Raw genomic sequence first — 21,890 nt, 5'->3', positions numbered from 1 at the left:
CCGCATCATGGGCCACATGCGCCCCGTGATCACCGACATATACGCCGCCGCCGCGCACAGCGGCATCAGACCCGGCACCCTCCGCCAGCGCCTCCGACGCGGCACGCTCACCCACCACGGCTACGACCGCCACGGCCGCGCCCTCATCGACCTCAACGAACTCGTCACCACCCCGACCAACGAGCAGCACACCGACGCTGCTTGACCACCGCCCCGACCTGCTGTAACACTTGGCCCACGTTCAGCGTGTCCACGCACCGCTGACACAAGGCCCCAGCCAATCACCGGCGGGGCCTTTGCCGTTGCAGCTCACGCCACGCGGAAGATCAACAGAACCATCGGGCGAGCGTGAGCCGCCAGCGCAGCCGCCTCCACCCGATCCAGATGCCACCCCCCGCTCTCCACCTGCTCGATCACGTCCGACAGATCAGGTGCAGCGCCTGCCCGCGCACTCTCCAACTCCACCACCACCGAGTACACGCGGCCGCCTCTCGCCCGCCGATCAGCCGCCTCCGACGCTGCCTGCCCTGCCGCTCGCGCACCGAACCGCATCGCCCCTCCTCCGCCTCGCTGAGGCGATCACCGTACGAGAGGAGGCAGGCCATGCCCAGACGTACGGCCTGGCGAGTGTGCTCCGTCCCCGGCTGCCCCGAGTACACCGACCAGGGCGGCAGGTGCGACGGCCACCGGCAGGAAGCCGAGCAGCGGCGCGGCACCGCACGGCAGCGCGGGTACGGGCGCGAGCACGAGCGCCGCTTCCGCCCCGCCGTCCTCGCCCGTGACCCGGTGTGCGTCCTGTGCGGCCAGGCCCGGAGCGTGCACGCCGACCACCACCCGCTGTCCCGCCGCGAGCTGGTCGAGCGCGGCCTCGACCCCGCCGATCCCCGGCACGGGCGCGGACTGTGCGGCCCCTGCCACAGCAGCCAGACCGCACGGCACCAGCCCGGAGGGTGGAACCAGTGAGGATCACAGTCGTCGCAGGCGAGCGGCAGGTAGCCATCCACATCAAGGGCAAGGGTGCCAAGGCACTGGCCCGAGCCGAGGCCGCCGCGGCCCGGCTGCTCACCGTCGGGCCCGAGCCCGAGGAGCGGCCGGCCTTCGGCTACGCCGTCACCTCCGACCACGAGGTGGCAGGTGAGGACACGTGAGCGTGGTGCTCGCCCTCTACCGCACCGATGACCTTCACGAGCATCGCGAGGCACTGTGCGAGTGGCTCAAGGCCAACAACGCCGCCCCCCACACCGTGGCCCTGCGCTGGATCAGCGTCGAGGACGACGGCAGCCAGCGCAGCATCCGCTTCCACACCTTCCGCACCACCGCCACCGGCAGTCGGCTCATAGACCCCGACGATCCCTCTCAGGCGTGGACCGAGGAGCGCACAGCTCCGCTCCGAACCGACCTCCCCAAGGTCGGTCACGGTCTGTGACAGGCCCTGGGGGGTGACCCCATGATCATGATCGACGCCGGACCGCCGGGGAGGTCGCTGCCAGGTCTGACGGGTTCAGAACCACCGGTGATCATGAACTCTCGTCGCGCAACGTGACGGAGTAGCGGCCGCGCAACGCGGCAGAAGAGAGATCAGCATGCCGAAGGGCGGAGCACGCGCACGGTCCGGCCCGGCCCCCGACCCGGACGCGCTGCGCAGGGAGCGGGACGCCGGCGAGTGGACGATCCTGCCGGCCGACGGGCGCGACGGCGAAACGCCGCAGTGGCCGCTGACCGAGGAATCGGTGCGCGAGGACGAACTGTGGGAGCGCCTGTGGCGGATGCCGCAGGCCCTGATGTGGGAGCGCTACGGCCAGCACCTCGAAGTGGCCCTGTATGTCCGCCGCCTGGCCGCGGCCGAGCAGCCGGACGCCGGTGTCAACCTGGGAACGCTGGTGCGACAGATGGCCGACAGCTTGGGGCTGACGACGCCCGGGATGCGGGCGAACCGCTGGCGGATCGACCGCGAGGCGGAACAGGGCCCGCGTCCGGCCGACGCCTCAGCGCCTGCTGCCGCCCCCACCTCGGCGCGGGCCCGGCTGAGATCGGTTTCCGGTGGTCGCGGCTGATGACGGCACCTGGCCGCTGGACTTCCCGACGCTGTACGTGGTGCCGGACTGGATTGCGCAGCACTGCCGGCTGGAGTCGGTGGGCGGTCTGGTGCGAGGGCCGCAGCCGTTCGAGATGTACGACTGGCAGCTGCGGTGCACGGCCCACTTCTACCGGGTGCGCACCGAGGCGCGGATCGGCCAGCTGTCAACGGCGTTCTGCTTCCGTCGTGGCCAGGTTGTCGCCCCGCAGAAGTCGGGCAAGGGCCCGTGGACGGCCGGGATCACGGCTGCCGAGGCGGTCGGCCCGGTGCTGTTCGCCGGGTGGGCCGAGGGCGGCGAGGTGCACGACTGCCGGTCGTACGGCTGTGGGTGCGGCTGGGTGTACGAGTATGAGCCGGGCGAGCCGATGGGCCGGCCGTGGTCGACGCCGCTGATTCAGATCACGGCGACGTCGGAGGACCAGACGGACAACGTCTACCGGCCGCTGCAGGCGATGATCCGCAATGGGCCGCTCGGCGAACTGATGCGGGTGGGCGAACAGTTCATCCGGCTGCCGAACGACGGCCGGATCGACGTCGTCACCAGCAGCGCACAGTCCCGGCTGGGCAACCCGGTGACCTTCGTCATCCAGGACGAGACGGGCATCTGGACCGAGACGAACAAGATGACCAAGGTGGCCACCACGCAGCGCCGCGGCCTGGCGGGCATGAGCGGCCGGTCCTTGGAGACGACGAACGGCTGGGATCCCTCGGAGAACTCGGTGGCGCAGAAGACGGCCGAGACGCAGGCCAAGGACGTCTACCGGTTTCACCGGCTGCCGCCCAAGGGCCTGTCGTACCGGAACAAGGCCGAGCGCCGGAAAATCCACGCCCATGTCTACGAGGGCAGCCGGCACATCGACCTGGACGCCATCGAGGGCGAGGCGGCGGAGTTGCTGGAGAAGGAGCCGGCCGAGGCGGAGCGGTTCTTCGGCAACCGCCTGGTGGCGGGAATGGGCACCTGGCTGCAGCAGGACCGGTGGGATGCGCGCACGCAGGTGCGGGAGCTGCCGGAGCGGGCGCGGGTGGTGCTGGGCTTCGACGGCTCCGACGTGGACGACTGGACGGGCATCCGGGCGGAGACCCTGGACGGCTACCAGTTCACGCCGACGTACGGTCCGGACGCGCGGCTGGCCATCTGGGATCCGCAGGACTGGCAGGGCCAGGTGCCGCGGCTGGAGGTCGACGCCGCGGTGCACGACCTGTTCGAGCGGTATGACGTGGTGCGTATGTACGCGGACCCGCCGTACTGGGAGACCGAGGTGGACACCTGGGCCGACCGGTACGGGGACAAGCGGGTGGTGCGCTGGTACACCCAGCGCGTGGTGCAGATGCACGCGGCGTGCGAGCGGCTGCTGACGGATGTGACGAAAGCGGCGAGCTCCTTCGGGCACGACGGGTGCGAGATCACTTCCCTGCACGTGCGCAACGCCCGCAAGGCGGCCCGGCCGTCGAACCGCTACGTGCTGCGCAAGGCGTCCGTGCTGCAGAAGATCGACCTGGCCGTGTGCTCCGTCCTGGCGCACGAGGCGGCCGGGGATGTGATCGCGGCGGGTGAGGCTAAGGCGAAGCGGCGCCGCGGGCGCGGATTCTGACCGGGAAGGGGGACCGATGCCGGCACCTGCTGTCCAGTCCCCGGAATGGTGGCGTGATCGCCTGTACACGGCGCTGTGCAAGCGCTCGAAGGACACGCAGCGCTTCGACGACTACTACGAGTGCGAGCACCCGCTGCCGTTCCTGCACGAGAAGGCGCGGGACCCGTTCCGGCGGCTGCTGCGCATGTCCCGGGCGAACTACATGGAGCTGGTCGTCGACGCCCTGGTGGGGCGCCTGGAGGTGGCGGGCTTCCAGTCGGATGCGGCTGGCGACGCGGACAAACGGGCGTGGGGACTGTGGCAGGACAACAACCTCGACGGCGGCTCTCAGCTGTGCTTCCTGGAGGCGGCGGTGCGCGGCGAGGCGTACCTGCTGGTGTCCCCGCCGACCGGCCGACGCAAGGAGTTCCGGATCACTCCGGAGCATCCGACGCAGGTCATCACGGAGGCCGTGCCGGGCGAGCCGGGTGAGCTGGCGGCCGCGCTGAAGCTGTGGCTGGACGACTGGACGGCGCGCCTGTGCTGCACGCTGTACCTGCCGGAGCGGATCTACAAGTTCGAGGCGCCGGAGCCGAAGACGGGCGGGAGCCCGCAGTGGGTGCGCCGTCAGGTGGCGGGCGAGGAGTGGGGCGGCCGCAACGCGCTGGGCGAGGTCCCGTTCGGGCAGCTGGCCAACCGGCCGCGGATGCTCAAGCCCGGCGCGTCCGAGCTGCGGTCGGTGACCGGGATCCAGGACCGGATCAACAAGACCATCGCCGACCGGATGATGACGCAGGAGTCCGCCGCCTTCCCGCAGAAGTGGGCCACGGGGATGGAGATCCCCGTGGACGAGCAGGGCCAGGACATCGAGCCGTTCGACGTGGCCGTGAACAAGATCCTGATCGCTGAGGAGGGGACCGCCCGCTTCGGGCAGTTCGCGGCCGCGGACCTCAGCGGCTACCTGAAGGCCAAGGAGGCGGACGTCCAGGACATCGCGGCGATCACCTCGACGCCGCCGCACTACCTGCTGGGCAGCATGGTCAACCTGTCGGCGGAGGCTCTCAAGGCTGCCGAGGCCGGGCTGATCCACAAGATCTACACCCGCAGGCGGTTCCTGGAGGAGGGGCTGGAGCGCACGATGCGGCTGGCCGGGTTCGGGGCGTCGTCGGCGCGGATCGTGTGGAAGTCCCCGGAGTGGCGCACCGAGGGCGAGCTGGTCGACGCCCTGGTGAAGATGTCGACGCTCGGGGTGCCGCGCGAGGTGCTGTGGGAGCGGTGGGGGGCGACGCCGCAGGAGATCGAGCGCTGGCGGCTGCTGAGCGAGGACGCGCTGAGCCGGGCCATCGGCGGGGACCTGGCGGCGGACTACGGCCCCAAGCCCGTCCCGGCCGGTGCGCCGGCCGAGGAGTAGCGGGTGGCGTCGGCGGAGCAGGTGGCGCACGAGCACTACCTGCGCCAGCAGCGGATCGTGCGGCGCTCCGTGGACCGGGCGCAGGGCTTGTGGGGCGGGCTGGATGTCGCCGACCTGGACGGGTCGTGGCAGGCGGTGGCGGGCGGTCTGGTGGCCGCGGTGACGGCCGGGCAGCGGGAGGCGGCGGCGCACGCGGACCCGTACGTGGCGGCGGTGCTCGCCGCCGAGGGCCTGGAGTCCGACCCGGACGGCAGCGTGGACGCCGCGGCGTTCGCAGGTGCGGCGGCCGACGGACGCCCGCTGAAGAGCCTGCTGTACGAACCGGTGATCGAGACGAAATGGCGGCTGCAGGAAGCGGGGCAGTCGGCCGTCGAGTCGCTGCTGGGCGGGCTGGAGAAGCTACTGAGGGCGGCGGCGACGCAGGTGGCGGACGCCGGCCGGACCGCGGCCGGCGCGTCGATCGCCGGGAACCGGACCATAAACGGCTATGTACGGGTGGTCAACCCGCCGGCGTGCGCCAGGTGCATCATCCTGGCCGGGACCGAGTACGGCTGGAACCGCGGCTTTCAGCGCCATCCGCGGTGTGACTGCGTGCACATGCCGACCAAGCTCGTGGCGCGCGGCCGCCATCACCGGGGCGCCTTCGATGCGCGCCGGTACTTCGACTCGCTGAGCGCCGCCGAGCAGAACCGCATCTTCACCGCGTCCGGGGCGCAGGCGGTGCGCGACGGGGCGTCGCTGACGAGCGTGGTCAACGCTCGCCGCGGCATGTACACCGCCAGCGCCTACGGCCGGCGGGTGCGGGCCACCCGGGACTCGGCGACCCGCCGGGGCCAGTGGTACCGGGCCGAGCGTCAGCGGGCCATCCAGCGGGGCCTGGTGCCCCGCTCGGGCCGGGGTTTCCGGCTCACCTCTCCGCGGCTGCTGCCGGAGGAGATCTACGACCTGGCCGGCAGCCGCAGTGAGGCGATCACCTTGCTGCGGCGCTTCGGCTACCTCCACTGACCGCGCGCAACGCGCGGCCGCCATCACCGGTCCCGAAACGGGAGATGCACATGTCCGAATCCAGCACCGAGCAATCCGCCGGGCCCGCCGAGGGCACCGCGCCGGACGACCAGCACCAGGCCGCCACCGGCACCGGCACGGGTCCCGAGCCGACGGTGGCCGAGCGCCTGGCCGCCGCGGAGGCCGACCGCGACAAGTGGCAGACCCTGTCCCGCAAGAACGAGGAGCGGGCGAAGGCCAACGCGGCGAAAGCCAAGCGGTTCGACGACCTCGAAGCGGCGTCCAAGAGCGACTTGGAGCAGGCCACCGACCGCGCCGCGAAGGCCGAGGGCCAGATTTCGGCGCTGACGCAGCGCGTCGTCCGCGCCGAGGTCAAGGCGCTCGCCGCGAAGACGTTTGCGGACCCGTCGGACGCCGCGGCCTTCCTCGACCTCGGCGCGTACATCGACGACGCGGGCGATGTCGACACCAAGGGCATCGAGAAGGCGCTCGCGGACCTGCTCAAGAGCAAGCCGCACCTGGCCCGCGCCGAGGCGGCCCCGTCCTTCGACGGCGGCGCGCGCACGACGGCGGCCAAGCCCACGTCCATGAACGACCTGATCCGCCAGGCGGCGGGCACCTCCTAGTACACGTCCGGCCCGGCGGCCGGCCATTTCCTGGAAAGGCAGGCGACAGCCGTGGCCTACAACAACGTCACCAGCCGCACCGATGCGGCGGCCCTCATCCCCGAGGAAGTCTCCAAGGAGATGCTCGGCAAGGCCGTGGAGGATTCCGCGGCACTGGCCATGTTCAAGCGGATCCCGGTCGCCCGCGGGCAGGTCCGGCTGCCGATCCTCTCGGCCCTGCCGGTGGCCTACTGGGTCGCCGGAGACACCGGCCTGAAGCAGACCACAGAGATCAACTGGAGCAACAAGTTCCTCAACATCGAGGAAATGGCGACGATCGCCCCCTTCCCCGACAACGTCCTGGCGGACACCGACGCGGACCTGTGGGACGAGGCCGAGCCGCTGGTGCGCGAGGCGTTCGGCCGGCTGCTGGACTCCACCATCTTCTTCGGCACCAACGCCCCCTCCAGCTTCCCGACGAACATCATGTCGGCGGCCGCCGCCGCGGGCAACAGCGTCAACGAGGGCTCCACCGCCGCCCAGGGCGGCTTCTTCGGCGACATCGACAACCTCTACGAGAAGGTGGAGGCCGACGGCTTCGAGGTCAACGGCTTCGTCGCCGCCACCTCCGCCAAGTCCAAGCTGCGCCGGGCCCGGGACACCCAGGGCCGCAAGCTCGACGTCGGCCGCACCAGCGGTGACCTGCGCACCCTGGACGGCTACCCGATCCAGTACGCCATGAAGGGCATGTTCCCCCTGGCCGGCGGCGCGGGCGTGGACGGCGTGCGGCTGTTCGCCGGGGACTGGAACGAGTTCGTGATCGGGGTCCGCTCCGACATCACCATGAAGGTGCTGGACCAGGCCGTCATCCAGGACAACACCGGAGCGATCATCTACAACCTCGCCCAGCAGGACATGACCGCCGTGCGCCTGACGTTCCGGGTGGGCTGGCAGGTCTCGAACCGCATCAACAACGAGCAGCCCACCGAGGCCAGCCGCTACCCCGTCGGCGTGCTCAAGACCGTTGGCGCCTGACGCGGAAGGAGGAACGTTCATGGCAGACACCGCCCCCTTCGTCCGGGTCGTCGAGGCCGACGTGCCGTCCGTGGCCACCGCGGGCAACGACGAGGACACCGTGGCCTTCCAGGCCCCGTTCGACTGCACCGTCACGGCGGTGGAGTACGTGCCGGAGGCGGCCGTCACCGGCGCCGACACCAACTCGCGCACCCTGTCCCTGGTGAACAAGGGCCAGGCCGGGTCCGGCACGGCCACGGTGGCCACGCTGGCGCTGACCAGCGGCGTCAACGCCGCGGCCTACAACGAGCGGGCCCTGACGCTGTCCGGCACGGCCGCCAACCTGCTCCTGGCCGCCGGGGACACCGTCCAGTGGCGGTCCGTCCACGTCGGCACCGGCATCACCGACCCGGGCGGCCTCGTCCGCGTCACCCTCTCCCGTAACTAGGAGGTGGCCCTCGTGGCCGCAGCACCGCGCACCAGCAAGCCGGCCGAGCCGGAGACCCCGGACGCACCCGCGGACGACCCGGCGGCCAGGGAGGTCCAGCACGCCACCGACAAGGCGCAGCAACGGGGCTTCTACGGCGTCGAGACCGACCCGACACCCAACGAGCACTACACCGTGGCCGGCGTGATCCAGGGCAGGCCGACCCCGGAGACGGACCCGGAGGCCGCCGAGGCCGCCCGGCGCGCCGCACGGGGACGGTAACGAAAGGAGGCCGCCGTGGCCCTTCCCCCGTTCGCGACGGCGGCCGAACTCGCCGCCGTCACCCAGTCGGAGATCAACGAGGCCACGGCCAACCTCGCCCTGGCCTCCGCCTCGGCCATCATCCGCAAGTGGACGCGGCAGACCATCACCCGCGTGACCGACGACATCGCCACCCTGCGGGTCCTGGACGAGTGCGAACTGGTGCTGCCGCAGCGACCCGTCGTCTCGGTGGCCCGGGTGCGGGTGCACGCCCTGGTCCTGCTGGACTGGGTGCTCTCCGGCGACCGGCTCCTGCGGACGGGCGGCTGGCGGCGCCTGCCGGGCACCACCACCTACCCGGACCCGGGCCTGGTGGAGGTGACCTACACCCACGGCTGGGCCGAGGTGCCCGACGACGTCCGCGCGGTCTGCCTGGACCTGGCCTCGATGTCGGTGACCAACCCCGGCTGGCTGCGCGAGTACGACGTCACGATCGACGACTACCAGCGCCGCAAGGTCTTCGCGTCGGAGTCGCTGGGCTCCGGCACCCTGTCAGCGGCCCACCGCGAAATGCTGGCCCCCTACCGGCGGCGCATCGGCACGGTGGCACTGCGGTGAACGAACTCGACGCAATCCTGGCGGCGGGCCGGGCGGCGGCCGCGGCACTGGCGCGCGAGACGGTGGCGATGTACCGGCCCGGCGCGGACGACTTCGACTGGTCGACGGGCACGACCACACCGGCCGCGTCGACCGCGCTCTACACCGGGCCGGCGCGGGTCAAGCCCTTGTCGGCCGAGGGCCGTGAGGTCGACGCAGGCGAACAGCCGCTGACGCTGCGCCGGTTCACCGTATCCCTGCCCTGGGCCGCCCCGGTACCGCCGCTCCGGCCCCGTCCAGGGGACGTGATCGACGTCCTGGCGTCGCCGGACGCGCGGATGGCGGGCCTGCGGCTGTGGGTGACCGGCGCGGACTACAGCAGTACGGCCACGGCGTGGCGGATCAGCGCGGAGGAGAGGTCATGACGGCAGATGTACGGGAGTTGCAGCGCACGGCGGTGGCGCTGCGGTCGGCGCCGGCGCGGGCGGAGCAGCAGATGACGAGCATCGTCACCCGCGGCGCCCTGAGCATCAAGAAGACGTGGGCCGCGACCGCCGCGGCGACGGCCGGGCGGCACGCGCGGCACTACCCGCGCAGCATCTCCTACGACGTGCTGCCCATCCCGGGCGGCGCGAGCGCGGAGATTGGCCCGGACAAGGCCCGCAAGCAGGGCGCGCTGGGCAACCTGCTCGAATTCGGGTCCGTGCACAACCGGCCGCACAACGACGGCGGCCGGGCCCTGGCCGCCGAGGCGCCGCGGTTCACCGCGCACGTGGTGGCCCTTACTCTCCGGGCGCCGTGGCAGTGACCTCGGTCCCGGACATCGGCCCGCACATCGAGGCGGTGCGGGCGGCGCTGGCGGGCGCGGGGCTGGCGGTGGGGCTGGGCGGAGCCCCATCGCCAGTGCCCTCCACCGGCCGGTACGCGGTCCTGTACCCGGACCCCGGCACCGTCGGGTGCGAGTCGCTGGCCGACCGCCGCACCGACCTCGTCGTCCTCTTCCAGGTCACCTGCGTGGGGCCGACCGCCGAGCAGTGCCTGTGGGTGGCTCAACAGGTCCGCCGCGCCCTGCATCCGCCGCTGGCGGTGCCGGGCCGCAGTACCTGGCGGCCGGAGGAGCTGGGTGGTCCGCCGGTCGCCCGCGACGACGACGTATCCCCGCCCACCTTCTTCCTGCCGGTGCAGTACCGGCTGAAATCCACTGCCTGACCGGGAGGGTCCATGGCCACGCTCACTGTCCAGCCGCTGCTGGCGGCCGGCACCACGTCCACTCTGTCCAACGCCGCGTCCGGCGGCGACAAGGTCAAGCCGGGCGGCGACCGGGTCTTCGTGGAAGTCGCCAACGGCGGCGCCTCGTCGGTCACCGTGACCATCGCCTCGTACGCCTCGGTACGCGGCCAGCAGGCCGCCGACCGCACGGTCACCGTCCCCGCCTCGGGAACGAAGAAGATCCCCATCTACGAGGACCTGAACACCAACCCGGCCGATGGCCTGGCATCCATCAGCTACTCGTCCACGACATCCGTGACCGTCGGAGCCTTCCGCAGCTGACACCGCCCCGCTCCGCCGCCCCGCCCGACGGGGCTTTCTTTATGCCCCGAGGAGGCACCTCATGTCCGATCTGATCTCCGATGGCAAGACGAAGGTGATCTGGCTGGCGTCGATCAGCTCCCAGAGCGCACCGCCGGCCCCCGAGCTGAACGCCGCGCCCGACATTACGTGGCGCGTCACCCCGGACGGCCTGAAGATCGACCCCGACACCGCCAGCGTCGACACGAACAGCCTCGCGAGCCGCTTCGACACGGCCGAGCCGGGCCGCGTGAAATACGACATCGAGGTGACGTGCAAGCGGGGTACCACCCCGCAGGAGGACCTGCCGTGGAAGACCTTCACCTACGGCACCCACGGCTACCTGGGCGTCCGCCGCGGCATCGACTACGAGATCGCGTTCGCGCCTGGCCAGGAGGTCGAGATCTACCCGATCGCCTGCGGTGAACCGGCCTCCGCGCCGCCCGCCGCGAACGAAGTCGCGAAATTCACCTCGAAGATGATGCTGACGACCGCCCCGACGACGCGAGCGGTGGTGGCCTGATGCCGGACATCACCGAGATCATCAAGCGGGCCAAGCCGCGTGAGAAGACCGTGCCGCTGTACCTGGCCGGTGACGAGGCGGCCGAGGTCGAGCGGCTGGAGGCGGAGCTGGCCGGACTGTCGGGCACCTGGCAGCCGGACAGCCTGGGAGCGAAGCACCCGGGCGAGAAGCTGGCCAAGCAGATCGCCGCCGCCCGCGAGCGGCTGAAGAAGTCCAAGGTCGACTTCCGGCTGCGGTCGCTCGGTCGGCTCGCCTACTCCGACCTCGTGGCCGCGCACCCGTCGAAGGACAAGAACCAGCTGTGGGACCCGGCCACCTTCCCGCAGGCCCTGCTCGCGGAGTGCTGCATCGAGCCCGTGATGTCCGCTGAACAGGTCGCCGAGCTGTTCGAGGTCCTCAACGAGGGCCAGCGGACCGAGCTGTGCCAGGCGGCGTACGACGTGAATGCTGAGGCGACGAGCGTCCCTTTCTCTGTCAGCGCCTCCTCGATCCTGGCCTCCCTCACCGACGGGAAGTAGAGACCGCCCGCGCCTGGGGCGTCCCGCGCTCGATCTTCATGGGGCGCCCCATGCCGCAGCCCGGGGAGCCGCTGTGGACGGAGGAGGACCGGGCCTGGGCTCTGGCGCTGGCCCAGGTGGAGGCCGACACCTGCCCGGACTGCGGGCAGCCGTGGTCCGAGGTCTCCGCGATCGATGCCGAATTCGCGTATGGCGCAGAGTTGCTGCGCTGCCATGCCTGCGCTACTGGTGCCCGTGCGGCGCACCGTTATCAGGAGTCGGGGGGTGATCCCCGCGGCCTTCACGTCTCGATCCTGAAGAGGTGATCGCCGTGGCTGACCGTACCGTCCGGGTTGTCCTGACCGGCACCGTTATGCCGTACCAGGCCGCGATGCGGCAGGCCGCCCGCGTCACCCAGCAGACGGCCGGGCAGATCGCGGCGAGCGCCCGCGCCGGCACCCAGCGGGCCGAGGCGTCGCTGACGTCGATGGCCCGCGCGGCCCAGGTGCAGTCCGGCCGGGCCAGCGCCGCGGTCAACGGCATGGCTCAGCGGGCCTCGGCGTCCATGAACCGGCTCGGAGCGCGGGGTGCGGCGGCGTTCTCGCCGATCAGCGCGGCCTCCAGCCGGGCAGCGGCGCAGGTGTCCGCCCGGTGGCAGGCGGCCACGCAGACGGTGCAGTCCCGCATCGCCCGTACGGCGGCCGCCGCCCGCACGGGCGGGGCGCTGATGGGCGCGGGCCTGGCGTCCGGCGCCGACCGGGTCACGCTGCGGTGGAACGCGGCGCTCACCGCGACGCAGGCGCGGTTCCCGCGGCTGGCGGCCCTGGCCACCGCCGCGGGCTCGCGCGCGGCGGCCGGCCTGTCGGCCGGGGCGGGCGCGGTTGCTTCGCGATGGTCCGCCGCGTCATCGGCGGTGGCCGCGCGCTGGCAGGCCGCGATGGCGGCGGTGGGCCGAGGCGCTGCAGGCGTGCAGGGCGCGGCTGGGGCTGGTGCGGCGGCGGTGTCGGCGCGCTGGTCGGCGGCGGCCGGGGCCGTGGCGGCCCGCTGGCGGGCGACGTCGGCGGCGGTCACCGGGTCGATGGCGGCCGCGCGTACGGCGGCCGGGTCCGCGGCGGGCTGGGTGGCGGCCCGCTGGTCGGCCGCTGCCGCGGCGACCGGCCGGGCGCTCGGGTCCATGCACCTGGCGGCCGTCGCGGCGGGCGCCGGCATCATGGGCGTCGCCAACAACGGCACGAGGGCGCTCAAGGCTGTCCGGATCGCGAGCCTTGGGCTGGTGGGCGCGTTCGTCGCTGCGGCGCTGGCCGCCGCGTCCTTCGAAAAGGGCATGTCCGAGGTCCGGGCCGTCACGGACGGCTCGGCGGCCGAGATGCGACAGCTCTCCCAAGCCGCACTGGACGCGGGCAACGCCACCAAGTATTCCGCCTCCGAGGCGGCGAACGCGGAAGCGGAGCTGGCGCGCGCGGGCGTCTCGACGGCCGACATCATCGGCGGCGCCCTGAAGGGGAGCCTGGACCTCGCTGCTTCTGGACAGCTGGAGTTGGGCGAGAGCGCCATCATCTCGGCCCAGGCGATGAACGCCTTCCACTTGAAGGGCGCGGACGTCGCGCACATCGCCGACGTCATCTCGGCAGGCGCGGGCAAGAGCGCCACGAACGTGCACGACATGGGCATGGCGTTCAGACAGACCGCGCTGCTGGCCAACCAGACCGGCTTGTCGCTGGAGGACACGGTCGGCACTCTGGCGATGTTCGCTCAGAACGCTCTGACCGGCTCGGATGCGGGCACGTCGCTGAAGGTCATGCTGCAGCGCCTCACCCCGCAGTCCAATGAGGCTCAGGCCGCGATGGATGCCGTGGGTTTTTCGGCGTACGACTCGCAGGGGAATTTCGTCGGCCTGAGCGAGATGGCGCAGCGGTTGCACGACTCGTTCGGGAACCTGACTCCCGAGGCGAGGAACGCGGCCTTCGCGACGATCTTCGGCAGCGACGCGGTGCGCGCGGCCACGATCCTCTACCAGGCCGGCGCGATCGGCGTCGACACCTGGCGGAAAGCGGTCTCCGACTCCGGCTACGCGACCAGGGTCGCGGCCACGATGACCGACAACCTCGCCGGAGACTACGAGCGGTTGACGAGCGCACTGACGACCGGACTGATCTCGTCCGGCTCCGCCGCGAACGGGATGCTCCGCAACATGACGCAGGCCCTGACCAGCGCCGTGAACTGGTACAACAACCTTTCGCCTGCCGCCCAGCGCAGCGTGACGGCCGTCGTCGGCATCGTGGGCGCGGTCGGTCTGGCCGGCACGGCGCTGCTGCTGATGTTGCCGCGCATCATGGCCGTACGCCGTGAACTGGTGGCGATGGGGCTGACGGCGGCGCGTGCACGGGCCGCGATGATAACGCTCGGCAAGGTCGGCCTGGTCGTTGGTGCTCTCGCCGCGGTGAAGTTCGGCGTGGACGCGCTCGGCCGGAAGCTGCTGGAAGCCCCGCCCAACGTCACCAAGCTGACGAACTCGCTGGTCGACCTCGCGGTGCGGGGCAAGGCGGCGGGCGAGGTCAGCAAGGCGTTCGGTAAGGATCTCGACGGCTTTGGGGACGCGGTGAAGCGCATCACCGATCCCGAGGGGCTGACGGCGTTCACGGACGCGCTGGGCAAGGTGCCGCTGATCGGCGGTGAGGCCGGCGGGCTGACGGAGGCCAAGGACAAGGTCAACGCCCTTGATGAGGCCCTGACTCAGATGGTCCAGTCCGGCAGCGCGGACGTGGCACAGAAGGCGTTCTCCCGGTTGGCCGCAGAGGCCGAGAAGCAGGGCGTATCCACGGACAAGGTCAAGGAGCTGCTGCCGCAGTATGCCGACGCATTGGCGGGCGCGGACACGCAGGCCAAGCTGTCGGCCCAAGGGCAGAAGCAACTGAGCAACCAGGCCGCGATGACGAAGGAGCAGTTCGAGGACCAGCGCACCGCGGCCGAGAAACTGACCGACGCGCTGTCCGCGCTCAACGGCGTGAACATCTCGGCGGGCCAGGACGAGATCGCGTTCCAGTCGTCACTGCACTCGCTGACGGAAGCCGTCAAGGAGAACGGCCGCAGTCTCGACGTGACCAGCGAAAAGGGTCGCGCGGTCAAGGGCGCGTTCCTGGACGCGGCCAAGGCGGCGATGACGCATGCCCAGTCGGTGGCCGAGCAGAAGAACAGCATCGCCGCGGGCAACGCCGTTCTGGAGCAGGACATCGCGGCGCTGAAGCGCACGATGCACGCTGCGGGGTTCTCAACGGATGCGATCAACCGGCTGACGGCAGCCTACGCTCAGCTGCCGGCGTCGAAGACGACCGACGTCAAGGCGGAGACCAAGGCCGCGGTGGCGGATCTGCAGCAGCTCCAGAGCAAGATCCGCAACACCAAGGGCAAAGAGATCCCGATGCACGCGCTCACCGCTACCGCCGAGCAGGCCCTGAAAGCGCTCGGGTACCGGGTCACGCACATGCCGGACGGCTCGGTGACCGTCTCCATCCCGACCGGCCCTCCGTCCGCGCAGGCCGCCCGCATCCAGGGCGCGATCGACAACATCCAGAACCACAAGCAGGTCACTGTCAGCATCTTCAAAACCGAGTACCTCCGCAGCCTGCCCGGCCCCTACGCCCCCGGAGTCAACGGGCGCGCCCGCGGCGGCCCAGTGGGCTACGCGGGCGGCGGCGACGTGCAGGTGCGCCCGCGGGGTTACGTGCGGGGGCCTGGCACCGACACGTCCGACTCGATCCTCGCGCTCATGGCGGCCGGGCCGGTCCGGCTCTCCGACCGCGAGTACGTGGTCAGGGCGTCGGCGGTGCGGCGGTACGGGCTGCCGTTCCTCGACGCGGTCAACAGCGAGCGCCTCCCGAAGTTCGCGCGGGGCGGCGTGCAGGGCTTCGCGGGCGGTGGGTTCACGTACACGCCGACCGGCGGGGTGACCATGTCCGGCCTGGGCGGCGACCCCAAGCAGCGCTACGACGAGCTGATCAGCAAGCTGCGGGACGCGTACGCCGAGTACCAGACGGCCGTCAACGACCTGACCAAGATCAAGAAGGGGAAGCACACCAAGGCCGAGCTGCGGGCGGCGCAGAACAAGGTCAACAAGGAGTACGCCGACGTCAAGTGGTACAACCAGCAGTTGGGCCTGCCGTCCGGAGCCAAGCCGCCGTCCGGCTTCAGCCTGGCCGCTTACCAGAAGCAGCTCAACGACTCCCTCGCGGCGACGAACTGGTGGAAGCGCAACCTGGACATCATCTCCAAGCGCGGGGGCCAGGACATCCGCGAGCTGCTGGAAGGCATGGGCTCGGAGGGCTACGCGCTCGTTGAGCAGCTGGCGAAGGCGTCCGACAAGCAGTTCAAGGACATCATCGGCAAGCTGCAGAAGGTCGGGGGCATCGCCAAGGCCACGCTGAGCGATTTCACCAAGCAGCTGGGCAACAGCACGGCGAAAAGCGAGCAGTTCGCCGCCGACCTGCAGACCCTCGCCAGCCGGGGCTTCGGGGACCTGGCCGCGCAACTGGCGGCGCAGGGCGACGCCACAGCGATGGACCTGGCCCACCAGGCCGTCACCGGCAAGGCCAGCGACGTGGCCGCGGCGAACAAGGCCGTGGGCAAGCACAACCGGGCCTTGACCGGCGAGGAGCTGACCGCGTCGCTGACCGTGCTGACCGCACTTCGCTCGAAGCCGGGCGCGGGCATCGCCGACGTCATCGGCGCGGGCGTCGACTTCAGCACGCTGAAGACGCTGGTGCCGAAGATGCTCGCGCAGATCAACAAGCTGCCCGACACGTACAAGCGCACCTTCCTGGCGCAGTGGACGGGGCAGGGCGGGGTCACCGCGATGGCGCGCGGCGGCATCCTCACCCGGCCCACCGCCGTCCTCGCCGCCGAGGCCGGAAAGGTCGAGTCGTGGATCCCGGTCGACGACTCGACCCGCTCGCGCGGCCTGCTGTCGCGGACGGCCGGGCTCATGGGCTACCAGCTGGTGCCCGCCGGCCGGTACGGGGCCGCCCGTACGGAGCAGCGGCCGGTGGTGCAGGAAATCGCCCGGCACACCACGGTCAACCTCGACGGCGCCAAACAGAGCACGGCCGAGCAGGCCGCCGACATCGCGCGCCATCTGGCGTTCGTGGGATAGGAGGTGCGCGGTGCCGTACGCCGCGGGCGACAGTCTCGGCGGGCTGCGGGCCGATCTCGGCCCGCTCCCGCTCGGGGCCGTGGACAGCTCGGGGGTCGCTTGGTCCCTGATGAAATTGGACGGCTGGGGCTCGGCGGCAGTGCGGGCGGAGTACCAGCCGCGCGAGGGAGATCACGGCACGTGGGCGTCGCCGGTCTACCTCGGGGAGCGGCCAGTCACGCTGGCCGGCACCATCACCGCGCCGGACCTGGCCGCGCTGGACGATGCGATGGAGCGGCTGCGGTCCGCGGCCGCGCTGACCGACACCCCTCTGGTCGTCCACGAGAGCATCCCGAAACTGGTCACGGTCCGGCGTGCGGGTGAGCCGCTGCTGGAGTACCTGACGGACCAGATCGCGTCCTACTCGGTGCTGGTCACGGCGGCGGACCCGCGGCGGTACGCCACCGTCCTGCAGCAGGGCAGTACGGGCCTGCCGGTCACCACCGGCGGGCTGACGCCGCCGTACGCCGTGCCGTACACGCTGGCGGCGACGACCGTGGCCGGGCAGGTCGACGCCTACAACGAAGGCAGCATGGACACCCGGCCGACGATGACGATCACCGGTCCGGTCAGCAGGCCGACGGTGTTCGGGCAGATGCCGGACGGGTCGGTGCGGATGCTGATGTACGGCCTGGACCTCGCCGACGGCGACCAGCTCGTCATCGACACCGACGCCCACACCGCGATCCTCAACGGCAACGTCAGCCGGCGCCGCTACCTGACCACGCCTCAGGGCTGGCCCACCATCCCCGCCGGCGGGGCCGTCAGCTACCAGTTCAGGGCCGCCGCCTACTCCCCTACCGCTCTGCTGACCGTCCGCTGGCGCTCGGCCTGGATGTGAAGGAGGCCCGCGTGCCCTTCGATCCGCTCGACATCAACACGCTCACCTACGACGAGGGCGAGCTGCGGCGTGCCGCGCTCCTGGGCGTGATGAGCAACGGCCTGGCGTTCGGGGGCCGTTCCGGCGTCCGGCCGGGCGACCCGGGCCTGACCACCACCCTGTCCGGCACCACGATCAACGTCAGCCCCGGTGTGGCGTGGGTCTGGTACACCGGGCAGGGCACCTACCGGGCGGCGCTGCCCACCGCCTGGTCCGGCACCCTGCAGGCCGCGCACGCCACCCTGTCCCGCATCGACCTCGTCTACCTGCGGGTGTGGGACACGACGGTCGACGGATCCGGGCTGCGCCAGGCCGACATCGTCTACCTGCCCGGCACACCGTCCTCGACGCCGGTGATGCCCACCCCGACCGGCACGGTCATCGGGGTCACCCTGGCCACGATCACCGTGCCGCCCGTCGGCGGCGGTGCCCCCTCGGTATCCCTGGCCATCCGGCCGTACACCGTGGCGCCCGGCGGCATCCTGCCGGACGCAACCGCCGCGGGCCTGTACACCGGCATGTACCGCGACAACGGCACCGACCTGCAGCGCTGGAACGGCACCGGCTGGGACACCTACCAGAAGGTACAGACCGTCGGCTGGACCACGCCCACGCTCGGCACCGGCTACACGCAGGGCAACACCACCGACTCCGGCAATCTCAACGGTCCCATCCGCTACCGCAAGTACAACGACCGCGGCACCGACTACATGGAGTGGGACGGCGGCGCCAACAGGGCCAACGGCGCCCAGGTCGCCAACATCCTCTCCGCCGCGCTGCCGCCCCTGCTCCGGCCGACCGGGCGCGCGTCCTTCACCATCGCCCGCAACGCCACCTCGGCCTCCGGGGAGCTGATGGCGATCAACAATTGCAAGATCGATTTCCATCAGGACGGCACTGTCGCGCTGGTGAGCGCCACCGCGGGACCGACTGAGGTGAACTGGTTCAGCCTGCGCGGCATCCGGTACCCCCTCGCATGAGCACGCCGACCGTGCTGCCCGCCGCTCCTCTCGGCCAGCCCGACCCCCAGGTGCCCGTCACCCTTGCCTGGTACGGCTGCGACCTGCGCACCGGCTCCATCATCGAGGACCTGCGCGGCCTCAAGCCCAGTGGCGCGCTCACCCGCAAACTGGGTGAGGCGACCACGCTCAGCGCCAGCCTCGGCCTGGCCGGGGCGCCGGCCGACTGGGAGGCCGCCACCGCGGGCGGCAGGTCCATGCTGGTCGCCGTCGACACAGCGACCGACACCCCCATCTGGCCGGGCATCGTCCTGACCCGCGACGGCGGCAGCGCCACCGACATCAGCCTGCAGTGCGCCACCCCCGAGCGGTACCTCGACGGCCGGTACACCGGCACCGTCACCGCTGTCCAGCAGGACCAGGCCGCCGTCCTGACCAGCCTCCTCAGCAACGCGCTCGACGGGGGCCCGCCGTTCGTCCTGGACGCGCCGCCGACCGGCCGGCCGCTGGACTACTCGGTGCTGGACGGCGATGACCGGACGATCCTGTCGGCCGTGCAGGAGATCATGGGCATGGACGGCGGGCCCGAGTGGACGATCGATGTCGCCTGGAACGCCGACCACAGCGGCTTCGTGCTGCCGATCCGCGTCCGGCCGGCCATCGGTGCACAAGCCGCAGCACCGGAGGCGGTGTTCGACTTCCCGGGCTGTGTCAGCTCCTACACCCTCGCCGAGTCGTACGAGGCGGGGAAGGGCGCCACGGTCGTACAGGCCCGCGGTGAGGGCGAGTCCGCCGGCCGTCTGACCAGCCAGGTCTACACCGCCGACGCGCTGATCGCGGGCGGGTGGCCGCGCTGGGTGCACCGCTTCACCCCCGCCTCCGGCATCACCGACCCCGTCCAGCTCAACGCCCATGCGTCGAAGGCCCTGGCGATGATGCAGACCGGGGCCAAGGTGTGGAGTGTCGAGGCCGTCGCCTCCGTCGCGCCGCGCATCGGCCGGGACTGGGGCCTGGGCGACACCGTCCGCATCGCCGTCGAGTCCTCGCCGCGGCACCCGCGCGGCGCCGAGACCGTGGCCCGCGCCTGGGCGTGGGAGCTGGACCCCGGCGCCGACCGAATCCGCCCGATCCTCGTGGAGGACTGATGCCCACCCCCGCCAGCCAGCTGCCGCCCGACGCGACCACCCTCGCCCGCCGCATCGCAACCCTGGAACGCGAAGTGCGTGAACTGCGCGCGGCGCGGCGCCTGGAGGCCGCGACCGTCGGTGCCGGTGGCGTCCGCGTCACCGCCGGCGGCCGCCTCGCGATGGACACCCCGCCCGGCGTCCGCGTCGTGGACGTCGGGGCGATCCGCGACGAGCGGTTCAACCACTCCGACGGCACCCCGCAGCAGGCGATCTGGATGCGCCGCGAGGACGGAACCGACGTGTTTACCTGCTTCGGGGGCATCGGCGACGCGACGCAGGCGTGGGCATTCTGGGACCGCCAGGACAACCCCGTGATCGCCGACGACACCGTGTCCGGGTCCGGCCTGGCCCGCCCGTACCTGCCGGTGCCGATGGCTCCGGCGTACCAGGGGGGCTGGGATTACTGGCCCCGCACGTCATCCACAGCCGCGCAGGAGCTGTGGATCGGGCGCATCTACAAGCAGCAGCCGAGGCTCGTCGTGGTCATCCGGGCCGCCATGGACACCTCGGGCGCGACCGGCGTCGTAGACCTGATCGTCGGCAACAACGTCGCCAACAGCTTCCCGGTCGCGTTCGCCGCGGACTGGTTCACCTTCGGCCCCGTCGACCTGACCGGCTACGCGCACATGCAGCAGGTCGACATCCGCGTGCGCGGCCGGCGCGTCAGCGGCACCGGAACCCTCCGCGCCTCACTGATCTCCGCCTACACCCTCCAGAGCTGAGGAGCAGCCCGTGAGCACACCGATCGAGGAGCGTCCGCCGGACACCCCGCAGCCCGAGGGGCCGCTCCTGCCGACCCCGCCGCCGGGCCCCACCATGCCGTCCCAGCCCCCGCCGGACCGCCCGGCCGACCCCGACGGCCCCCCGGCCACCTGACCCACCCCACCAAGGCCCCGCTCGTGCGGGGCCTTGCACATGACTGGAGGACCACATGTCCGACCCGCTCCCCCGCCTATTCACTCTGCAACGTGAGCGGGACGTAACCGGCATCTCTGGTACCGGCACCATCGCTGACGGAGTCGTATGGCCGGACGGCTCCGTGTCCGTCCGCTGGCGCGGTGACCGCCCGTCGACCGTGTTCTGGGGGTCTCTCGACGACGCCGAGGCGGTCCATGGCCACGGCGGCGCCACCCGCATCGTCTGGGACGACCGCACCCCCGAGGAGAGCTGACCGTGGCCCCGCCCCTGTCCGCGGATCGGTTCCTGGCGGCGCTCAGAGCCGAGGGCGTCCGTGTCGTTGAGTTCGGCTCCTGGCGCACCCACAACCGCAACAGCCGGGGCGCCTGGGGCCCGGTCCACGGTGTCATCGTCCACCACACCGTGTCCTCCGGGACCGCATCGTCCGTGCAGCTCTGCCGCGACGGCTACAGCAACCTCCCGGGCCCACTGTGCCACGGTGTCATCGCCAAAGACGGCACGGTGTACCTCGTCGGTTACGGCCGCGCCAACCACGCTGGTGGCGGCTGCCCTGCCGTGTTGCGGCAGGTCACCGACGAGTCGTACGGCACGGCACCGTCCCGCCCGACCCGGGGCAACCTCGACGGCACCGACGGCAACCACGCCTTCTACGGCTTCGAGTGCATCAACCGCGGCGACGGCGCGGACCCATGGCCCGCCGCCCAGCTCGACGCGATCGAGCGCGTATCGGCCGCCATCTGCCGGGCCCACAGCTGGGGTGCCAAGAGCGTGATCGGCCACTTGGAGTGGTCCAAGGACAAGATCGACCCGCGCGGTTTCACCATGCCAGCCATGCGCGCCCGGGTCGCCAATCGCCTGGCCGGCAAGCCCGGCACCCCCAACCCCGAGGAGGACGACGTGTCCCTCACCCCCCAGCAGGCTCAGCAGCTCGCCGAGATCCACCGAGAGCGCGCGATAGCGCCGTGGACGTACAAAGGCACCGACGAGCCGCGCGACGCCTACGCCTACCTCCGCGACACCAGCGCTGCCATCAAGGCGGTCGACGCCAAGGTCACCAACCTCAAGCCCATCGACCTGACCGACGAGCAGATGACCAAGCTCGCCGAGAAGGTGGCCAGTGCCCCCGGCCTCGCCACCGCGATCGCCGAGGCCGTCGCTCAGAAGATCGCGGATCGCCTCGCCGAGTAACTGCGATCGCCTACCT

General features: G+C 71.6%; 28 protein-coding genes. All 28 read left to right on the top strand.

What is annotated here, in order from left to right:
- The first annotated feature begins 16 nt into the window (after positions 1 to 16).
- The 28 genes from CP984_RS28985 (at position 17) to CP984_RS28855 (ending at position 21,874) form a co-directional block, all read left to right on the top strand.
- On the top strand, positions 17 to 205 hold the full coding sequence (locus CP984_RS28985; RefSeq protein ID WP_100246533.1) for a hypothetical protein: 189 nt from the start codon (positions 17 to 19) through the stop codon (positions 203 to 205).
- 398 nt (positions 206 to 603) lie between these two features.
- Positions 604 to 963 (top strand): hypothetical protein, encoded by a 360-nt coding sequence (locus CP984_RS28980; protein ID WP_003981215.1) that lies wholly within the window; start codon positions 604 to 606, stop codon positions 961 to 963.
- Complete coding sequence (locus tag CP984_RS28975; RefSeq protein WP_003981216.1) at positions 960 to 1,148, top strand: hypothetical protein; 189 nt, start codon at positions 960 to 962, stop codon at positions 1,146 to 1,148. Before CP984_RS28980 ends, CP984_RS28975 begins: the two co-directional genes overlap by 4 nt.
- Positions 1,145 to 1,426, top strand: a complete 282-nt coding sequence (locus CP984_RS28970; protein ID WP_003981217.1) for a hypothetical protein — start codon at positions 1,145 to 1,147, stop codon at positions 1,424 to 1,426. Before CP984_RS28975 ends, CP984_RS28970 begins: the two co-directional genes overlap by 4 nt.
- Positions 1,427 to 1,583: 157 nt before the next feature.
- The gene (locus CP984_RS28965) at positions 1,584 to 2,054 is read left to right on the top strand and encodes a hypothetical protein (protein WP_003981218.1); all 471 of its coding nucleotides are present in this window, start codon (positions 1,584 to 1,586) and stop codon (positions 2,052 to 2,054) included.
- Positions 2,041 to 3,669, top strand: a complete 1,629-nt coding sequence (locus CP984_RS28960; RefSeq protein WP_003981219.1) for a hypothetical protein — start codon at positions 2,041 to 2,043, stop codon at positions 3,667 to 3,669. Before CP984_RS28965 ends, CP984_RS28960 begins: the two co-directional genes overlap by 14 nt.
- A gap of 16 nt (positions 3,670 to 3,685) precedes the next feature.
- Positions 3,686 to 5,059 carry a phage portal protein gene (locus tag CP984_RS28955; RefSeq protein WP_003981220.1) on the top strand — a complete coding sequence of 458 codons (1,374 nt, stop codon included), beginning with the start codon at positions 3,686 to 3,688 and terminating at the stop codon, positions 5,057 to 5,059.
- Positions 5,060 to 5,062: 3 nt separating this feature from the next.
- Entirely contained in the window at positions 5,063 to 6,064 is a 1,002-nt protein-coding gene (locus CP984_RS28950) for a hypothetical protein (RefSeq protein ID WP_003981221.1), read from the top strand.
- A gap of 50 nt (positions 6,065 to 6,114) precedes the next feature.
- Positions 6,115 to 6,690, top strand: a complete 576-nt coding sequence (locus CP984_RS28945) for a hypothetical protein (RefSeq protein ID WP_003981222.1) — start codon at positions 6,115 to 6,117, stop codon at positions 6,688 to 6,690.
- 51 nt (positions 6,691 to 6,741) lie between these two features.
- Positions 6,742 to 7,704, top strand: a complete 963-nt coding sequence (locus CP984_RS28940; RefSeq protein ID WP_003981223.1) for a phage major capsid protein — start codon at positions 6,742 to 6,744, stop codon at positions 7,702 to 7,704.
- 19 nt (positions 7,705 to 7,723) lie between these two features.
- Positions 7,724 to 8,131, top strand: coding sequence for a hypothetical protein (locus CP984_RS28935; protein WP_003981224.1), 408 nt, complete (start codon positions 7,724 to 7,726; stop codon positions 8,129 to 8,131).
- Between the two features lie 12 nt (positions 8,132 to 8,143).
- On the top strand, positions 8,144 to 8,392 hold the full coding sequence (locus CP984_RS28930; RefSeq protein WP_003981225.1) for a hypothetical protein: 249 nt from the start codon (positions 8,144 to 8,146) through the stop codon (positions 8,390 to 8,392).
- Between the two features lie 15 nt (positions 8,393 to 8,407).
- A complete protein-coding gene (locus CP984_RS28925; protein ID WP_003981226.1) occupies positions 8,408 to 8,989 on the top strand; it encodes a hypothetical protein in 582 nt (193 codons plus the stop codon).
- Positions 8,986 to 9,393 carry a DUF6093 family protein gene (locus CP984_RS28920; RefSeq protein WP_003981227.1) on the top strand — a complete coding sequence of 136 codons (408 nt, stop codon included), beginning with the start codon at positions 8,986 to 8,988 and terminating at the stop codon, positions 9,391 to 9,393. The genes CP984_RS28925 and CP984_RS28920 overlap by 4 nt, the downstream gene beginning before the upstream one ends.
- On the top strand, positions 9,390 to 9,776 hold the full coding sequence (locus CP984_RS28915; protein WP_003981228.1) for a hypothetical protein: 387 nt from the start codon (positions 9,390 to 9,392) through the stop codon (positions 9,774 to 9,776). Before CP984_RS28920 ends, CP984_RS28915 begins: the two co-directional genes overlap by 4 nt.
- Positions 9,767 to 10,177: a hypothetical protein gene (locus CP984_RS28910; protein ID WP_226048713.1), complete on the top strand. Its 411-nt coding sequence runs from the start codon at positions 9,767 to 9,769 to the stop codon at positions 10,175 to 10,177. Before CP984_RS28915 ends, CP984_RS28910 begins: the two co-directional genes overlap by 10 nt.
- 12 nt (positions 10,178 to 10,189) lie before the next feature.
- Complete coding sequence (locus CP984_RS28905; protein ID WP_003981230.1) at positions 10,190 to 10,519, top strand: hypothetical protein; 330 nt, start codon at positions 10,190 to 10,192, stop codon at positions 10,517 to 10,519.
- A gap of 61 nt (positions 10,520 to 10,580) precedes the next feature.
- On the top strand, positions 10,581 to 11,060 hold the full coding sequence (locus CP984_RS28900; protein WP_003981231.1) for a phage tail tube protein: 480 nt from the start codon (positions 10,581 to 10,583) through the stop codon (positions 11,058 to 11,060).
- Positions 11,060 to 11,578, top strand: a complete 519-nt coding sequence (locus tag CP984_RS28895) for a hypothetical protein (RefSeq protein WP_003981233.1) — start codon at positions 11,060 to 11,062, stop codon at positions 11,576 to 11,578. The genes CP984_RS28900 and CP984_RS28895 overlap by 1 nt, the downstream gene beginning before the upstream one ends.
- Positions 11,579 to 11,628: 50 nt before the next feature.
- Positions 11,629 to 11,883 (top strand): hypothetical protein, encoded by a 255-nt coding sequence (locus CP984_RS28890; protein ID WP_003981234.1) that lies wholly within the window; start codon positions 11,629 to 11,631, stop codon positions 11,881 to 11,883.
- Between the two features lie 5 nt (positions 11,884 to 11,888).
- On the top strand, positions 11,889 to 16,703 hold the full coding sequence (locus CP984_RS28885) for a phage tail tape measure protein (protein WP_139679702.1): 4,815 nt from the start codon (positions 11,889 to 11,891) through the stop codon (positions 16,701 to 16,703).
- Positions 16,704 to 16,713: 10 nt separating this feature from the next.
- A complete protein-coding gene (locus tag CP984_RS28880; RefSeq protein WP_003983843.1) occupies positions 16,714 to 17,583 on the top strand; it encodes a phage distal tail protein in 870 nt (289 codons plus the stop codon).
- A gap of 11 nt (positions 17,584 to 17,594) precedes the next feature.
- Positions 17,595 to 18,602, top strand: coding sequence for a hypothetical protein (locus tag CP984_RS28875; RefSeq protein ID WP_003983844.1), 1,008 nt, complete (start codon positions 17,595 to 17,597; stop codon positions 18,600 to 18,602).
- Positions 18,599 to 19,726: a hypothetical protein gene (locus CP984_RS28870; RefSeq protein ID WP_003983845.1), complete on the top strand. Its 1,128-nt coding sequence runs from the start codon at positions 18,599 to 18,601 to the stop codon at positions 19,724 to 19,726. Before CP984_RS28875 ends, CP984_RS28870 begins: the two co-directional genes overlap by 4 nt.
- Entirely contained in the window at positions 19,726 to 20,490 is a 765-nt protein-coding gene (locus tag CP984_RS28865; RefSeq protein WP_003983847.1) for a hypothetical protein, read from the top strand. Before CP984_RS28870 ends, CP984_RS28865 begins: the two co-directional genes overlap by 1 nt.
- Positions 20,491 to 20,500: 10 nt before the next feature.
- Positions 20,501 to 20,644: a hypothetical protein gene (locus tag CP984_RS41485; protein ID WP_003983848.1), complete on the top strand. Its 144-nt coding sequence runs from the start codon at positions 20,501 to 20,503 to the stop codon at positions 20,642 to 20,644.
- Positions 20,645 to 20,699: 55 nt separating this feature from the next.
- A complete protein-coding gene (locus CP984_RS28860) occupies positions 20,700 to 20,939 on the top strand; it encodes a hypothetical protein (RefSeq protein ID WP_003983849.1) in 240 nt (79 codons plus the stop codon).
- A 2-nt stretch (positions 20,940 to 20,941) separates the two neighbouring features.
- Positions 20,942 to 21,874: an N-acetylmuramoyl-L-alanine amidase gene (locus CP984_RS28855; protein WP_003983853.1), complete on the top strand. Its 933-nt coding sequence runs from the start codon at positions 20,942 to 20,944 to the stop codon at positions 21,872 to 21,874.
- Positions 21,875 to 21,890: the final 16 nt, after the last annotated feature.

It is taken from the genome of Streptomyces rimosus, from assembly GCF_008704655.1.
Taxonomy (GTDB): domain Bacteria; phylum Actinomycetota; class Actinomycetes; order Streptomycetales; family Streptomycetaceae; genus Streptomyces; species Streptomyces rimosus.
This window is presented reverse-complemented; position numbering and strand designations above follow the sequence as displayed.

What these genes read in the sequence shown, in the direction of transcription:
- CP984_RS28865 (WP_003983847.1), top strand. Translation starts at nt 19,726, where the DNA reads ATGCCCACCCCCGCCAGCCAGCTGCCGCCCGACGCGACCACCCTCGCC.
- CP984_RS28915 (WP_003981228.1), top strand. Translation starts at nt 9,390, where the DNA reads ATGACGGCAGATGTACGGGAGTTGCAGCGCACGGCGGTGGCGCTGCGG.
- CP984_RS28870 (WP_003983845.1), top strand. Translation starts at nt 18,599, where the DNA reads ATGAGCACGCCGACCGTGCTGCCCGCCGCTCCTCTCGGCCAGCCCGAC.
- CP984_RS28900 (WP_003981231.1), top strand. Translation starts at nt 10,581, where the DNA reads ATGTCCGATCTGATCTCCGATGGCAAGACGAAGGTGATCTGGCTGGCG.
- CP984_RS28905 (WP_003981230.1), top strand. Translation starts at nt 10,190, where the DNA reads ATGGCCACGCTCACTGTCCAGCCGCTGCTGGCGGCCGGCACCACGTCC.
- CP984_RS28935 (WP_003981224.1), top strand. Translation starts at nt 7,724, where the DNA reads ATGGCAGACACCGCCCCCTTCGTCCGGGTCGTCGAGGCCGACGTGCCG.
- CP984_RS28955 (WP_003981220.1), top strand. Translation starts at nt 3,686, where the DNA reads ATGCCGGCACCTGCTGTCCAGTCCCCGGAATGGTGGCGTGATCGCCTG.
- CP984_RS28985 (WP_100246533.1), top strand. Translation starts at nt 17, where the DNA reads ATGCGCCCCGTGATCACCGACATATACGCCGCCGCCGCGCACAGCGGC.
- CP984_RS28860 (WP_003983849.1), top strand. Translation starts at nt 20,700, where the DNA reads ATGTCCGACCCGCTCCCCCGCCTATTCACTCTGCAACGTGAGCGGGAC.
- CP984_RS28945 (WP_003981222.1), top strand. Translation starts at nt 6,115, where the DNA reads ATGTCCGAATCCAGCACCGAGCAATCCGCCGGGCCCGCCGAGGGCACC.
- CP984_RS28980 (WP_003981215.1), top strand. Translation starts at nt 604, where the DNA reads ATGCCCAGACGTACGGCCTGGCGAGTGTGCTCCGTCCCCGGCTGCCCC.
- CP984_RS28895 (WP_003981233.1), top strand. Translation starts at nt 11,060, where the DNA reads ATGCCGGACATCACCGAGATCATCAAGCGGGCCAAGCCGCGTGAGAAG.
- CP984_RS28890 (WP_003981234.1), top strand. Translation starts at nt 11,629, where the DNA reads ATGCCGCAGCCCGGGGAGCCGCTGTGGACGGAGGAGGACCGGGCCTGG.
- CP984_RS28965 (WP_003981218.1), top strand. Translation starts at nt 1,584, where the DNA reads ATGCCGAAGGGCGGAGCACGCGCACGGTCCGGCCCGGCCCCCGACCCG.